The following is a 14,497-nucleotide window of genomic DNA, read 5'->3' as shown; positions in this document are numbered from 1 at the left end:
CCGAAGCTCCACCCGGGTCTGTTAGCCGAGTGCGGCCATTTGCAGATCGGCCGCCTGGCGGCTGACGGTCTGGCCGGGATTCTCGACCTGCCGCTCGTAGGGCTTCCAGCTTTCGCCGACGATGTGCTCGTAGGCCGCAACGGCCCCCTCGGCCGCCGTGCGTAGGGCGTGGGCCTGGATGCCCATGTCGGCGGCAAACTCGCGCTTGCGCTGGGCATTGCTGTCAAAGCCCACCGGGCCGCCACGATCCTCGTCGCGATCGTCGTTGGCGAGCTTCGCCGTGGCGTCCTTGGCCTCGGTGACGGCCTTGGAGTAGAACTGGCCTGCCCCGTAGGCGGAGCCGACATAGGAGCCAACGATCCGTTGCAGGTGGATCTGCATCGCCTTGTCTGAAAGTCCCTCGGAGAGTGTGTCGGCGCCTTCGATCAGGCTGCGCTCGTGGAACGAGCGGATACCGTCGCTGTCAAGGACGGGAAGGCCGAAGCTTTCGGAGATGAGGGAGGCCTGGGTGCCGTCCGGGCAGCAGAGCCTCACCATTTCGAGGGTCGTGCCCTTGCGAATCTGGACGACGCGAGCCTTGGTCTTGGTGGAGCGGGTTGAACTGGACATTGAGCTTACCTTTCTAGCGATGCCCTTCAGGTGATCCGGCCCTTGCCGGTCTTGCCTGCGGGTGCGGTCAAAAGGAACCGGCGGAAGCTGGACGCTTCAGGGTCCGGGGCCTGTCAGGCGAGCGAGGTTGGCTTGCGGACAAGCGGGGGCCAGTTCTTCACTGGTCCCTGCGCAGGACGCGGGCCGGCCTTGCCGAGATCGGCGGGTTCCGGCCGCTCGGCGGCGCGTCAGCGGCCTTGAAGCGGCCAGCCGCTGGTTCAGACCGCAGCAAACCCGCCGGCAAGACCGGCAAGGGATGGTCACGGACAACCGGCATGCGGAAGGATGAGCGCCAGTTCGATCCGCTCCACCCAGACAATCCGCTAGCCCGCGAAGCTGCGCGAGGAACGCCAGCAATTTGATCACCGGTTCCGGCTGGTATAGATGACCTGCGCCGGTCCGCCGCTGCGGATCAGATATTCGGCCTGCTCCCACGTCTGACTGACGGCGCACGATGTTCAATTCCGCAGCGAGGGCAGCAATGACAGATCAGAATGACGACTACGTCTATGACGAGGTGACAGGAGAATGGCGACCGGCTTCGGAGATGGCTGCCATTGCAGCTTCCGCCGGGCAGGTCGAGGTGCGCGATACTGCCGGCAACGTGCTCGCCGACGGCGATTCCGTCGTCCTCGTGAAGGACCTCAAGGTCAAGGGCGCGGGCCAGACCCTGAAGCAGGGCACAGTGATCAAAACGATCCGGCTGACCGATAATCCCGAAGAGATCGACTGTCGGCATGACGCGATCAAAGGGCTGGTGCTGCGCACCGAGTTCGTGCGCAAGCGCTGATGCAAGACGGTGCTACGCCGGTTCCTGCGCCTTTGCCCATATGTCAGGGCGCCATTCTGCGATCACGGCTTCGATGGCGGCACGGTATTCCGACGGATAGACCGCTTCGTTCTGCTGGGAGAGCCAGGAGAACACCGTCGCCATGTCGGTGGCTATCTGCGTGTCGACCGCAAACAGATCGGCGATATCGAAGCCGCCAAGACTGTCCGCGTTCCACCAGGCGAGGATGAAGTTCGCAACGCGTCGGGCCTGCCCGGTGTCGCTTTTGGCGATTTTCAGGAGGCGCTCGAAAGCGGCGCGTGCCTTGTCGTCCATGACGGGTTCCTCAGTGTCCGGGGCATGGTAGCCCAACTTTGACGATTTTGCACGGTGGTCCCTGCCACAAACTTCGTCTCCAGACCGGCCGTATGGCTGGGTTCAACTCTCCCCCTTGTCGTCGTTATGGGCGTTCTGCGCATCGTAATGTGCAAGCGCGCGAACAATCCGTTGGCAATCAGCGTCGAACTCGGCAATCCGCGTCCGCGAGCCACCGACAAGCGTCGCGATATGACGCTCTTGCCCGGGAGCAAAATAGAAGAGATTCCTCCGGGTGCTGTTGACCGTGGCGGTCGCAACGTAGTGACCGGCCATGAAATCGTCGGGGGCGGCCATCTCATTCGCCCTCCGCGGGATTGCCGACGATGGCGTCGGCCCTGGCAATCGCCGTTTGCGCGCGCGGCAGCCATCGCTCGAAATCATGCTGCGACAGGCCCATTTTCTGCGCAGGTTCTCTCAGCAGCGCGAGTAGGATGCTGAACATCTCCGCCTTGCGCTGAACGGTCTCGTCAAACCGTTCCGGGATAGGGATGTCCGGAACGGCGTAAGCCTGCCGTCCCTTCCACAGGCCGGTGACATAGGTCTCGCCGGATGTGTCGACATCCTCCTTGGCGTCCTCCCATCCGTCGTCCGATATGGCGACACGGCAAGCGTCGTCGGCACTCGCGGCCTCGTATGTGCGCCGGCGATACACCGGCAAATGATATGTGGTTTCCACCGTGAAGAACGGCATGGCATGCTCCATTCGATTTGTACTGCCGGAGTGGTTACGCCCGCATCAGCTGCGGGCTGGCAGGCTCCAGCCGCGCGCGCAGCGCAGCGATTGCCGCATCCTGCCGCGCGAGCTTGCGGGACAGGGCGTCGATTTCCGGCTGGCGCTCCGCCGTGATGGCGGCGAGGTTCGAGCGATACCGCTCGAGGAAGGCGGCGGGCTCCGGGGCTTTGCCCCGGCGATAACCGATCTGCCTGCGGCCGATGAGCGGAACCATCGCAGTTATGCGCCGCGTGATCTGCCGGTCGATCATGGCGAGCTGATGCTGCGTCTGCCGGCGAGCGTCCTCCATCCGGAGGAGCCGTGTCCGCAGGCCGAGATCGGGCGAAACCGTCATGACGCCACCCTGCCCCGCCAGCCGATGAAGCTGGACGGTCCGGAATAGACGGCATGGCGTTCGGGATCGACGACAAAGCCGAAGCGGCCGACCTGATACTCATCGGACGGGATAAGGAAGCGGCGTTCCTCCGTGCCGGGACTATGCCTGCCGCCCAGTGTCGCGACGACTTCGGTGAAGCCGGTCCGATGATCTGAGTAGATTGCCGATCTCACGATCCAGTCGGCGGCGTGCTCCTTGAGAAACGCTCGCTCGTCCTTGCTGCGGGATTCGCCGGGTTGCAGGACAGTGCCAAAGATATTCTCCCAGCCGTCCGGCCAGCTATCCTTCAATGTGCGCTCGGCACAGCGCCGCTCGAAGCTGGTGAAAAGGTGCGGATAGGTGATCGCGACAATCGCCCACGCGGCGTCCTCTTCGTACCATCCGCCGGCGGCCCGCAGCATGTCATGTACCTTGCGGTTGCGCACGCCGGAGAGGTGGATCCCTCCATGCCCGGCCGTCGAATGGCAGACGACGCCTTCAGCGTAGACCGTCGCTCCCTGCGATCGTCCCCACGGCGTGTTTGCGGTGGAGTGCATCTCCCGACGGTCGAGCGCACGCTTCTCGCGCTGGTGTTCGGCATTCTCGTCGACCCGCATCCGGAACGCCGCCTCGTCGGCCAGTTCGCCACCATGGCCAAAGAAATCGCTGCGCGTCCATTCCTGCATCGGGCGGCGCAGGTTCCAGCCAGTGGCGAGGAAGAACTTTCCATCGCGACCGGGCAGCATTGCGAACGCTGTTTCTCCGACAAGAGCAACGATCAGACCCTCGGCGCTTCGACCAAAAGACGCCCCCGGGAATTCGGGGGCTTCAACGTCCTGGGTCTGGTACAGGAGCGCGCTCATGCCGCCGCCCTCCCCTCAACTGCGTCCGCCGCGACCGTATCGGCGGTGATCTCGCGGAACACCGCCCGCGGATAGCCGTGGCGCGTGAGCCATTCCTCGGCGTCCGCGCGGTTGGCGGCAAGATGGACGAGCTCGGCATCGTCACCGGGGCGGGCGAGCACAAGCACGGAGCCGATGGCTGGTCGCTCCTTAACCGCGAACTTCAGGTCGCTGTTTACCGAAAACGTCTGGTGAACACGCAAGACGATGGTGCCCTGATTGCCATAGTCGCCCTTGTGCAGGGTGATCGAGGCGGGCAGCACCGTGTTGCCAACCCGGGCCTCGGCCTGCTTGCGGATTAGACGACCACCGCTATTGCGGGTTTCCCAGACGGCGAGCTTCTTGCGATGCCGCTCTGGCGGGCGTGGGGAACCATCGGTGTAAACCAAGGTCGAACCGAGGGGAACGAGGTCATAAATCAATTGCGCGGACATTGGGCGCTCCTCATGATGGTTGGTGGAAACAAAGCCGCCGCCGGCGATGTGCCGGCGGCGGGATGATCGTTCGGAGGGATAAGAAGAGGCCGGTCTATTCGGCGGCCACCTTGTAGGCCTCGACATGCTCGTCGGTGAGTTCCTCGGCCTGCGGATCCGGATCCTCGCCGAGGTCATCATGCGCCGGCTCGATGACCGCATCACCATCGAGCTCGTCCTGGTCCGCCGGTGTGCCGTCGTCCTCAGCCTGCTCCTTCGGCTCGTGCTTCTTGAGCCAATCGGCGAGTTTTGCCGTATTGGGGGCGAACAGCGCCGAGGCGTGGACGAAGTGGCCTTCCTTGAAGTGCTCGACCAGGGCCGCGCGGGTATCCTTGACCTTCTGCCGGGGCAGGACGGATGTATCCGCGCAGGACGCTTCCAGCGCCGGTCGCGACAGGCATGAGAGGAAGTCTTCCGTTCCCATGTTGGGCAGGAAGTTGTCCGCCCCGATCACATCGCCGGCGACACGGGAAACCACACCGCTGTCGGACCGGTTTTCCCGGCATGACAGCACATCGATCAGGAGCGAGCGCACCGCAATGCGCAGCGTGTCCATATCGAACTCAAGCTTGCCCTCCTGGTTGAAGAGCGACACGGAATGCTCTCCAAGGCGCGCCGACCCGTAATACGACATGTCGCGGGTGCCGGACGCCACCGTCACGTTCTGTCCAGCGAAGGCGAGCACGAGCAGCGCCATCAGCGTGTCGTCCTCGATCGGAGCGCGTGACAGAGCCTCGTGCAGCGCATCGGTGCGCAGGTCGCCGATCATCGCGATGCCCTTGCGCGTGACATCGGGACGGGTCTGGACGATCAACTGCGTATCGTCACCCTCGACGACCTCGTCCTCGCCCTTCTTGCCCTTCGGCTTCTTCGCCTCCGGCATGCGATAGGCGACCGACTGGACCTTGCCGTCACGGTCGAGATAGACGGCGGTGTGATCGGACTTGCCGGCCTTGCCGTAAACGCGCTCGGCCTTGGGCGGCAGTTTCGGCTCGCCCCACTGGCCAGCCTCGACGATAACGCCGCGCTTGGGCAGATTGTTGGCCATCCACTCCTGCTGTGCGCCGAGAAACGCCTCGACATCGGTGGTGTAGCGGCTGTCCTCGTCGGCAGGCGCGAACAGGTCCTCGACCCAGGCAATTCCATACGCCTGTGCAAGATCGTCGCCGAAACTGGCGTGCTTGGCGAACATGCGGGTCTTGGTCAGGCCCTGCGCCACGCTCCACCACGACACCTGAGGATCGGCCTTGGACGGCTTGTGCTTCTTCCAGACCTCTTTTTGCTCGTCGAGCGAGGCCGCCGCGATGGTGCGCAATTGCTGCTCATTGGGCATGTCACCCTTCGCCATGTGATCGAGCATGGCCGGAAGTACGTTCGCCAGTAGCCTGAGCTTCCTGATCTGGCGCACCGGCAGAGCAAGGGCGACAGCGATGGCTTCCTCGGTCCAGCCGAGCGCGACCAGCCGCTCGATCGCGCGCCACTGGTCGACCGGATTGAGCTGCTCATGCGCCAGCGTTTCCGCCAGTGAGCGCATCGCCCCGCCATCCTCGGCACGTTCGATCACCAGGACGGCGATCTCTTCGAGGCCCGCGGCGATTGCCTGCTTCACGCGACGATGACCGGCGTCGATGACATAGCCATTCCCGCCATCCGTTTCCGGCGCCACGACAGGCGGCTGCACGATGCCGACGGCGCGGATGGTCGCCAGCAGCAAGGCGTCGGCCTGCGGATTGGATTTCGAGCGTCGCGCCTTGTCGGGGTTTTCCTTCAGCGCGCGTGGATCGACAAACTTCAGTTCCATGGGGATGCTCCTTCATGCGGTTGCGGACGCGGCGTCTGGCCGGTCCTTTCCCGTCTTCTTTTCGAAGACCTCCCCCGGCCCGCGGAGCGGACGGGCCGGTGCAACTGCGGCCGAGCATCCCTGCCGGGCCGATCAAGCGGGGCTCACAGCCCTGCGAAGAGCGAACGGCCGGGACTGCGAGCGGCGCGGTTGAGCGTAAGCGTCACCGGTTCGGCCGATCGGCGAACCGGATTTACTCTTTTCTTCACCATTCTCCTCTCCCTTCCTTGCAATTTCTGTATATGCTGACAATATACACCCATGATCGCATGGGATAGGATCGTCGGCTTCTACTGGGACGACGGTAACGCGCGCAAGAGCGCCGACAAGCACGATGTCAGCCAGATGGAAGCCGAGCAGGTGTTCTTCAACGAGCTCCTGCTGACGGTTCCCGACGTGAAGCACAGTGGCGCCGAGCGGCGCATCCATGCCCTCGGACGCACCGATGACGGGAGACTGCTGCACATCACCTTCACGCTTCGGGAAGACGGGAAGAAACTGCGGGTGATTTCCGCCCGCGATATGAGCCGCAAGGAGCGGAGCTATTATGAACAGGGCATCTGACACGATACCAAAGTTCGCGAGCGAGGCTGAGGAACGGGCTTTCTGGGAAAGCCATGATTCCAGCGAGCACATCGATTGGAGCAAGGCCGAAAAGGTGCGGCTGCCCAATCTGAAGCCTTCGTCGACATCAATTTCGCTGCGGCTGCCTAATTCTCTTCTGGAGCGGATCAAGGTCGCGGCCGGCAAGCGTGATGTCCCCTATCAATCGCTTATCAAGGTCTGGCTTGCCGAGAAGCTCGATACGGCCGGTCCGCAACGCTGACCGCAACCACGTGGAAATGGCCGGTCACGCCCGAAGGCAGACCGGCCATGAATGTGAACGTCAGGCCGCGATCGCGTCGGGAGCGACGGATTATTGTGTCTGGCGCAAAGGGCGTGACATGGAAGCGAAGATCCTTGCCATATGCTACTGAGTAGCATATGTTGATGCCAAAAGGAGATTAGCGATGAGTGTCAAAGCGTCTGTCTCGCTAACCGAATCCCAGGATTCCTTTGTACGGAATCTTGTGGCTGAAGGCCGGTTTTCCAGCGTGAGTGCGGCTATCCAGCATGGGCTGGAGATGTTGCGCGATGAAACGGAAGCTCGACGATCCCACACAGAAGCACTGAGTGTACTGCTTGCGGAGCGCCGTGCCGGCAAGTTCGTCAGTCTGGAGGAAGGCCGTGACCAGACCCTGGATATGATCAGCAAAAAAAAGGCGGAATATGGCCTTTCGGGTTGAACGGTCCGAAGCTGCTGCCGCTGATCTGGAACTGATATTCGATTTTCTCATCAATGCCGGACTTGATTTTGGTGAAGATCCGGAGACTGCTTTCGCACACGCATCATCTCGTATTGCGGAGATCGAGCGAACCCTGGAACGGATTGCAGACGCACCGTTTCAGGGCACCCTCCGACCGGAGCTGGGGGATGGCATCCGAAACGTGACAAAACATCGAGCCATATTCTATTTCGACGTTTTGGAAGAACAGCAGCTGGTAAGGATTCTGGCCATATTCTTTGGAGGACAGGACCATCAGCGCCGGATGCTGATTAGAATGCTAGGTCGAGCGAAAGGGTTGTGAGGGCAGCACCCTTTTCAGACTGAAGGACGCCTCGGAAGAGGCAACAGTGCGAGAGGCGGCGATAGAGCAATTTCGCGCCAAGGAGAGGGGGATTGGACGGCATCAGCGCCAGTGCCCCGTGATCGGCTACCGATCGAGACCGAGGACGACGCCCTCGCCGCGGCAAAAAACACACTGGTCGGGCGACTAGCTTCGGGCAATGGCCTCGTGGCGGAGTGGTCACGCGGGGGATTGCAAATCCTCTTCAGCACCGGTTCGAATCCAGGGCGAGGACTCAAATTCAAGCAGCCTGCACCTCTTGATGAACCGCGCCCTCTACATCCTCCGCGAGCGCTTTCTCAATCTCCACAAGTTGTTGTCGCTTATCGGCCAGTTCGCCCGCAAAGGCGAATTCGCCACCCTCACCACGAGACTGATAGGACGCCAGCCTACGACGGGCATCGGCAAGGCGCTGGCGATAGCGCTCCTGTTCCCCCTCGAAACCGTCGAGCGCGTTCTCGAGGCGAGCGACGGCTCCGCGCGGCGTAACAGTCACTGCAAGATCGATCTCGTGATCGGCGCCGGTGCGTAGCAGCATGGTGGTATAGCGATAGCGATCCTTGCCGAAGCGCTCGCCGGTGTATTCGAGATCGAAGCCGCCGATGGTCGCTATGACGGTATCGCCATCTTGCTGAAGCTGCACCAGAGTCAGGATTTCTTTCATGAGCGCCCTGCCCGCATCCTTGCGCTCGGTGTGGGCCTTACCCACGACGCTCATCGTGAAGACGTCGCCACCAGTCGGAACAAGGCGCTCGATATCCTGACCAATTTCGACGACACGCCGGGTCGAGTATTCGATATCGCGCTCGGCATCGCGAATCTGACGACGAACAGCGTGTCGATCGTCAATATGGGCAGCGCGCAGACGCTCCAACCGGGCAATGTCGGCTTCGAGCCCCGCCTTCTGCATCAGCCGCTGATCGCCGCTTGCTATTGCCTTTGCCATGGCGAACTGGCTGGCCTGACCTTCGCCCATGTCCTCTAGGCGGCGAATGGACGTGTCACCCGAAAGTGCTGCCGCTATGAAGCGAGCCTTGCGCTCGTTGTTCTGCCACATGGTCGCGTCGAGGCTGCCTTCGGTAGCGTATGCGAACAGATCAACACTATCGTGCTGATTGCCTTGCCGCACGATGCGACCCTCGCGCTGCTCGATCTGTGAGGGCAACCAAGGCACGTCGAGGTGATGCAGCGCTTTCAACCGCAACTGCGCATTGACGCCGGTGCCCATGGTTTCGGAACTGCCTAGAAGGAAGCGGACCTTGCCGGCCCGCACATCGCCGAACAGCCGTTGCTTGGCATCAGTCTTCTTGTAGTCCTGCATGAAGGCAATCTCGGAAGCCGGTACGCCCATGCGGATCAGCTCGTCGCGGATCCAGCGGTAAGCGGAAAACCCTCTCGTCTTCTCGACGTTGATGGTGCCGAGGTCGGAAAAGATCATCTGCGCGGCGCCGGGAAGTTCGAATGACTTGCCGTCCGGTCGAACATAGGCGTTCTCCGCCGTTTCCCGCCAGATGCGGTAGGCATTCGAGATCAGGTTGTTGAGCTTGTTGTCGGGTTCGTTGTCATTGTCGGCATCCACCAGACGCAGGTCGATCGCCGCATGGCGTCCGTCCGTGATGACGGAGAGCAGAATGTCGTCACCCGGCTCCGGCGGCCGCTCACGTTCCTCGATGGCCTTGATACGCGCGTCGAGCACCATCTGGTAGCGCTTGAACGCGGCCGTCGGCTTCGAGGTGACAATCTGGCGACGACCGGTCGAGATCGCGGGGACCTTGACGTACTGGCGCAGATCCTCCGGCATGACGACATCGGCGAAGCTCCGGAACATCGCGATCAGCTCGGGAACGTTGACGAAGCTCGCGAAGCGCGAGACAGGCTTGTATTTGCCCGATGGCTGAAGCTCGAGCTCGGTCGTGGTGTCGCCGAAAGTGGACGCCCACGCGTCGAACTCATGCAGCCCGCGCTCCATCAGGGCCGCATAGTCCATAAGCCGCTGGACCGAGAACATTTCGCCGAGCGTGTTGGTGATCGGCGTGCCCGAGGCCAGCACAAGTGCCCTGCCCGGATTTTTCGTCTCGATAAAGCGGGATTTGACGTAGAGATCCCACGCCCGCTGCGACCCGTTCGGATCGACGCCTTTCAGCGTCGACATGTTCGTGGCAAAGGAGAGTTTCCTGAACTCCTGTGCTTCATCGACGATGATCTGGTCGACGCCGATCTCGGCGATCGTCAACAGATCATCCTTTCGCGTAGAAAGTGCTTCCAGGCGCTCCTGCAATCCTTCTTTCAAGCGCTCGAGGCGCTTGCGCGAGACACGGTCATCGCTCTCGACCTTGGTCAGCAGCGTCTCGTAGAGTTCCAGCTCGTCGTGGATCATCTGCTGCTCGAAGGCAGACGGCACGCCGATGAAGCGGAATGCCGAATGCGTGATGATGATGGCGTCCCAGGTGGCCGTCGCTGCCCGCGACAGGAATCGTGCCCGCTTGTCCTTGGTGAAGTTCGTCTCGTCCGCTACGAGGATGCGGGCATTGGGATAAAGCGCGAGAAATTCCCTCGCGGCCTGCGCCAGGCAATGACCCGGAACGACCTGCATTGCCTTGGCGATCAGTCCGAGCCGGCGCTGTTCCATGATGGCGGCCGCCATCGTCATGGTCTTGCCCGCGCCGACTGCATGGGCGAGGTAGGTGGAGCCTGCGGAAACGATGCGCCAGATGCCGCGCTTCTGGTGCCCATAAAGAGAAAAGGCGCCCGAGGCGCCTGGCAGTTGCAGGTGGTCCCCGTTGAATCGCCGTGGGGCGATGTTGTTGAAACGGTCATTGTAGACCCGCGCCAGCCTATCGGTCCGGTCAGGATCGGACCAGATCCAGTGTTGGAACGCATTCTTGATCTTCTGGAGCTTTTCCTTGGCCGCCTCGGTATCGATGACATTGAGAACACGCTTCTCGCTGTCGCCGTCCCTGATCGTGTCGAAGATCTGCGGCACGCGGCTGTTGAGCGCATCCGCCAGCAATTCGCCGGCGTGACGCCGATCTGTCCCCCACTCGGACGTTCCGACCGCCAGATAGCCAAGCTGGCGTGCCTCCACCGTCCATGATGCCAATTCCGGCATATGGTGGATTTTAATATCTGCGTTCATCGTCTCCTTGACGAAGGAGACGACATCGGCAGCCGGTATCCAAGGCGCGCCGAGCCGCGCGGTGATATCGGAAGGTTTGAGATCGGCCGGCTGGACGTTCTGCAGCGCGGCAACATTGCGCTCATAGTCCGGATCGAGTGCGGCGGCGGCTTCCGCGACTTTCAGCTTGTCGCGGACATGGCCGGAGAGATAAGCGTCGGCAGTTTGCCAGGAGCCATCGGCGGGATCGCGGAAGATGGCGCTGCCTAGTTCGGCTACGACGTCGGCCGGATCGCGGTGCAGCAGCTCGGCGATATGCTCGAGATCGACACGGCCGCGTTCGTTCAGCACCACGGCGAGCGCATCGGCGGCCGAGGTGATGACCGGCGGCGCGGGCGGTGAGATGACCCGCTCGGTGAAGATCGGACCGGGCCGTGCAGTGTCGTTCTCAAGATCGTAGTCCTCAATGGACGCCACCAGCCAGCAATCGGAATCATCCACGAAGGGCTGGAGGTTCGGACGTCGATGGCTCTCGCGCGTCTCGCCGGTTTCGGGGTCTTCCGTGATGGAAACGACCGTGCTGTTGATCGGACCAAATTCCCGCACAAAGCTTGACCAGGCGATGCGCAGCCTGACCTGAATATCCTTCCAGGGCCGGTCCTCTTCCTGTGCCTTCAGGACCTCCCGCACCGCATCGCGCACCGGAATCAGCTTGCTGATAATCCGGACATGCTTTTCCGGGATGCCGTCGCCGCTGCGACCCTTTCGGACCTTGATTGCAATGGGCTCTCCGTCGATGACCTGCATCAGCCCCTTGGCATTGTCGACGAAATAGCTGCCCTCGCGCACATGGCGATCGGAAGGCAGGTCGGACATGCCGTCGTCGACCTCGTCCTCGAGTTCAAGATCGATCGGGGTTGGTTCGCCGTCATAGAGGGCTTCCGGAAGAAGAAGGACGGCAGCCGATAGCGCAGCAGCGAGAGCCTCGTCCTTGCGGGGAAGGCATGTGTAGGTCTCGCCGAAGGGACCGGAGGTGAGCCCATGCGTGCCCAACACGAAATCCGGATGCCGTGCAAACCAGCGATTGACGCGGATTGGGCCTTCTTCCTCAGTGGCCGGGCGAACCTCTTCGAGGTCCAGCCAGCAAACATCATCTTCGGCCTCGCCGACCTTGCGCTTGCGGAAGAACAAGATGTCGACCACGACGTCCGTACCGGCATCTGCGCGGAAACCGCCTTCCGGCAGACGTATCGCGGCGATCAGGTCCGCCGTCTTGGCGATATGCTCGCGGGCTGTGCTGTCTGCCTTGTCCATCGTGCCATGCGAGGTGACAAAGGCTGCGAGGGCGCCGGGCTTCAGCAGATCGATCGATCGCGCGATGAAATAGTCGTGCAGGCGCAACCCGAGCGACCGATAGGCCCGGTCCGAACGCACAGTGCGATCGGAGAAGGGCGGATTGCCGATGGCAAGATCGACACTCGCCGGGAGTTCGGTGCGGGCGAAGTCGCCGGTAAGGATCCGCGCCCGCGGTTGGAGCAAACGGGCAATGCGCGCCGTCACCGGATCAAGCTCAACTCCGGTGATATGGGAAACCTCTTGCAGCGCGTCCGGCATCAACGCCGGAAACAGACCCGTGCCTATCCCCGGTTCCAGCACCCTGCCCCCGCGCCACCCGAGACGCTGGAGCCCCGTCCAGATCGCCCGGATGATGAACTCCGGGGTGAAGTGGGCATATTGGGTGCAACGGGCGAGCGAGGCATAGTCCATCTCGCCGACGGCATCCTCGAGCGCGGAACCGATCTCGTCCCATCCGTCGCGGAAGTCGACCTCGCCGGGACGGCGGAAGACGCCATTGGCAAGATCGGATGCGCCAAAACCGGTGAAGCGGATCAGCTGTGCCTGCTCTTCCAGTGTGGCCGGACGTTCTTCCGTCTCGATCTCGCTGGCAAGCTGGATCGCGGCAACATTGTCGCGCGCGCGCTCCTTCCAGCCACGCGCGAGAGCACGATCCCCGTCGAGATGGAAATTCTGTGCAACGCGCAGGCCCGGCGAAGCAGCAGCCCGGTGTCCAGCCGGCTGTGCCGGAGCAACGGGCGCCGGCGAGGACGGTGTTGGATCGTCATCGTCATCATTGGCCGCGAAGTCGCTGCCGAAGGCCGTGACCCCGAGACCGAGGCCGGACGAGAGCGACGTGCTGCCGAACATATCGAGGGTGAAAGGATCGTCGTGTGACATGGGGATGTTCTCCTGATTGAAGGCGCACGAAGCCGCGCCGCCGGTCAGGACCGGCAGCTGCTCGCACGCGAAGGGGTGAAGTGTTAGGGACGGAGCGGCAGGCGAACGGGTGTCAACGACATGCTGGTGTCGGTCATCTGAACCCGCAGATGCGTGGCATCGGGCATGGCGTCGAGCAAACGCATGACCTCGTCCGCATCGAGAAACTCGATGCCGTCATCGCCCCCGAAATGCTGGCGTTTGTAGTGCCAGTAGTCGGGATTGGACGAAGGGTTGCATTCCTCGGCATAGCAAACGAGGGCCTTCTGGCCCTCGGCGAGTTTGCCGTTCGACAGGATGTACACGCCTTCATCACCGACCAGCCAAAGGCCGGGTCTTTCGCCCTCACCGGGCCGGAGGCCGTAGTATGGATTGCGGAAACCGCCATTGGCGGCGGCATCCGATTGTCCACGCGCGATGATCTCGCGCACCTTGTCCAATGGGAAGGTGAACATGGTAACTCCATTGATGTGGTTCGCGTCCGGGCTGTCAGCTCCGGCGCGCGGGAACGTGTTTAGCTATGAGGGAACGGGAGCTCAGATTGGCGGCGATAGCCGATCGTCATGCAGATCGATACTTGAGCCGCCGATCCTATAGGGTCCGAAAATAGAAACGTTCCGACGCCTCGGCGCGCAACCGCTCGACGCGGGCATCCCATTGCGGCTTCATTCTCGCCTTGCAGCGCTTGATCAACCGCGTGATGCGTTCGGACCGACGCTCGTCGGCACCAAACAGGTCAGGATGCGATCGTAACCGCCGCAACAGGCGCTCATAATTCATGACGAACACTCCCTGTCTTCGGCAGTGTCTGGCACTGTCGTGGACGCAGGCGTGTTCCACATCTTCTCCAGCATGTCGGTTGTCGAGTTATACTGGATCGCATCGGAGGTGATCCGCATCACGCTGCCGCCAAACCCGTCAGGACGCATCTTCGTGCAGGTGAACGCCGCCGTGACGACGATCTCATCGAGAACAGTCGAGCGCCGGACCACATCCTGTAACATGCGATCCCAACCGAAACTGATCTCGGTGAGATCAATTTCGATGCAGTCGCCGGGCATGCTGTCTTCGCGGGCGTCATGCCCCTTCAACAGCACCGCGATATGATCGTTGATCGCGCTCTGCGCATCGATGGAGCCATCATAGGCTGCGCGGAGCGGGCCAGCTTCGATCGACACGATGTCGCTCGGCCCACACCAGGAGTGGAGATAGACGTAACCTTCCCCGGACGGCTCGCAATCGAAGGCGAGGCCAAGGATTAGATATTCCAGGGCGGTCATATCCGCTATCGGAAGATCCGGCGTTATAACAGTGGGCGAATGATAGTCTGCCATGTCCGCCT

Annotated in this window: 17 protein-coding genes; 5 read left to right on the top strand and 12 right to left on the bottom strand. The window is 62.1% G+C overall.

The genetic code is table 11. The features are described 5' to 3' along the window. Positions 1-21: 21 nt before the first annotated feature. The gene (locus tag C5748_RS09710) at positions 22-609 is read right to left on the bottom strand and encodes a hypothetical protein (protein WP_105741752.1); all 588 of its coding nucleotides are present in this window, start codon (positions 607-609) and stop codon (positions 22-24) included. Positions 610-1,129: 520 nt separating this feature from the next. On the opposite strand from C5748_RS09710, the gene C5748_RS09705 reads away from it, so the two are divergent. Further along, the gene (locus C5748_RS09705; RefSeq protein WP_105741751.1) at positions 1,130-1,438 is read left to right on the top strand and encodes an alkylphosphonate utilization protein; all 309 of its coding nucleotides are present in this window, start codon (positions 1,130-1,132) and stop codon (positions 1,436-1,438) included. 12 nt (positions 1,439-1,450) lie between these two features. Here C5748_RS09705 and C5748_RS09700 read toward each other — a convergent pair whose 3' ends face one another. From C5748_RS09700 to C5748_RS09670, 7 genes are all read right to left on the bottom strand, one after another. Beyond that, positions 1,451-1,753 carry a DUF7673 family protein gene (locus C5748_RS09700; RefSeq protein WP_105741750.1) on the bottom strand — a complete coding sequence of 101 codons (303 nt, stop codon included), beginning with the start codon at positions 1,751-1,753 and terminating at the stop codon, positions 1,451-1,453. Between the two features lie 102 nt (positions 1,754-1,855). Beyond that, a complete protein-coding gene (locus C5748_RS09695) occupies positions 1,856-2,089 on the bottom strand; it encodes a hypothetical protein (protein WP_105741749.1) in 234 nt (77 codons plus the stop codon). A 1-nt stretch (position 2,090) separates the two neighbouring features. Continuing rightward, positions 2,091-2,486, bottom strand: coding sequence for a hypothetical protein (locus C5748_RS09690; RefSeq protein WP_105741748.1), 396 nt, complete (start codon positions 2,484-2,486; stop codon positions 2,091-2,093). Positions 2,487-2,520: 34 nt separating this feature from the next. After that, on the bottom strand, positions 2,521-2,862 hold the full coding sequence (locus C5748_RS09685; protein ID WP_105741747.1) for a hypothetical protein: 342 nt from the start codon (positions 2,860-2,862) through the stop codon (positions 2,521-2,523). Beyond that, positions 2,859-3,746, bottom strand: a complete 888-nt coding sequence (locus C5748_RS09680) for a DUF7007 domain-containing protein (RefSeq protein WP_105741746.1) — start codon at positions 3,744-3,746, stop codon at positions 2,859-2,861. Before C5748_RS09680 ends, C5748_RS09685 begins: the two co-directional genes overlap by 4 nt. After that, complete coding sequence (locus tag C5748_RS09675; protein WP_105741745.1) at positions 3,743-4,219, bottom strand: hypothetical protein; 477 nt, start codon at positions 4,217-4,219, stop codon at positions 3,743-3,745. Before C5748_RS09675 ends, C5748_RS09680 begins: the two co-directional genes overlap by 4 nt. Positions 4,220-4,313: 94 nt before the next feature. Further along, positions 4,314-6,059, bottom strand: coding sequence for a ParB N-terminal domain-containing protein (locus C5748_RS09670; protein ID WP_105741744.1), 1,746 nt, complete (start codon positions 6,057-6,059; stop codon positions 4,314-4,316). A gap of 300 nt (positions 6,060-6,359) precedes the next feature. Between C5748_RS09670 and C5748_RS09665 the strand changes: the two genes are divergently transcribed. The 4 genes from C5748_RS09665 to C5748_RS27830 all read left to right on the top strand — a co-directional run bounded on the left by C5748_RS09665 (position 6,360) and on the right by C5748_RS27830 (position 7,727). Beyond that, positions 6,360-6,662 (top strand): BrnT family toxin, encoded by a 303-nt coding sequence (locus C5748_RS09665; protein ID WP_105741743.1) that lies wholly within the window; start codon positions 6,360-6,362, stop codon positions 6,660-6,662. Beyond that, positions 6,646-6,924 (top strand): BrnA antitoxin family protein, encoded by a 279-nt coding sequence (locus C5748_RS09660; protein ID WP_105741742.1) that lies wholly within the window; start codon positions 6,646-6,648, stop codon positions 6,922-6,924. Before C5748_RS09665 ends, C5748_RS09660 begins: the two co-directional genes overlap by 17 nt. Before the next feature lie 184 nt (positions 6,925-7,108). After that, positions 7,109-7,384: a ribbon-helix-helix domain-containing protein gene (locus C5748_RS09655; RefSeq protein ID WP_105741741.1), complete on the top strand. Its 276-nt coding sequence runs from the start codon at positions 7,109-7,111 to the stop codon at positions 7,382-7,384. Next, positions 7,368-7,727: a type II toxin-antitoxin system RelE/ParE family toxin gene (locus tag C5748_RS27830; protein WP_146119498.1), complete on the top strand. Its 360-nt coding sequence runs from the start codon at positions 7,368-7,370 to the stop codon at positions 7,725-7,727. Before C5748_RS09655 ends, C5748_RS27830 begins: the two co-directional genes overlap by 17 nt. Positions 7,728-8,007: 280 nt before the next feature. Here C5748_RS27830 and C5748_RS09640 read toward each other — a convergent pair whose 3' ends face one another. The 4 genes from C5748_RS09640 to C5748_RS09625 form a co-directional block, all read right to left on the bottom strand. Then, complete coding sequence (locus tag C5748_RS09640) at positions 8,008-13,116, bottom strand: DEAD/DEAH box helicase family protein (protein ID WP_105741739.1); 5,109 nt, start codon at positions 13,114-13,116, stop codon at positions 8,008-8,010. Positions 13,117-13,199: 83 nt separating this feature from the next. Further along, positions 13,200-13,610, bottom strand: coding sequence for a DUF3085 domain-containing protein (locus tag C5748_RS09635; protein WP_105741738.1), 411 nt, complete (start codon positions 13,608-13,610; stop codon positions 13,200-13,202). Positions 13,611-13,746: 136 nt separating this feature from the next. Then, positions 13,747-13,935: a hypothetical protein gene (locus tag C5748_RS09630; RefSeq protein WP_105741737.1), complete on the bottom strand. Its 189-nt coding sequence runs from the start codon at positions 13,933-13,935 to the stop codon at positions 13,747-13,749. Continuing rightward, on the bottom strand, positions 13,932-14,489 hold the full coding sequence (locus C5748_RS09625; RefSeq protein ID WP_105741736.1) for a hypothetical protein: 558 nt from the start codon (positions 14,487-14,489) through the stop codon (positions 13,932-13,934). Before C5748_RS09625 ends, C5748_RS09630 begins: the two co-directional genes overlap by 4 nt. Positions 14,490-14,497 lie beyond the last annotated feature (8 nt).

Source organism: Phyllobacterium phragmitis (assembly GCF_002980495.1).
GTDB lineage: Bacteria > Pseudomonadota > Alphaproteobacteria > Rhizobiales > Rhizobiaceae > Paramesorhizobium > Paramesorhizobium phragmitis.
The sequence above is the reverse complement of the archived record's forward strand: the minus strand, read 5'-3'. Positions and strand labels throughout refer to the sequence as shown.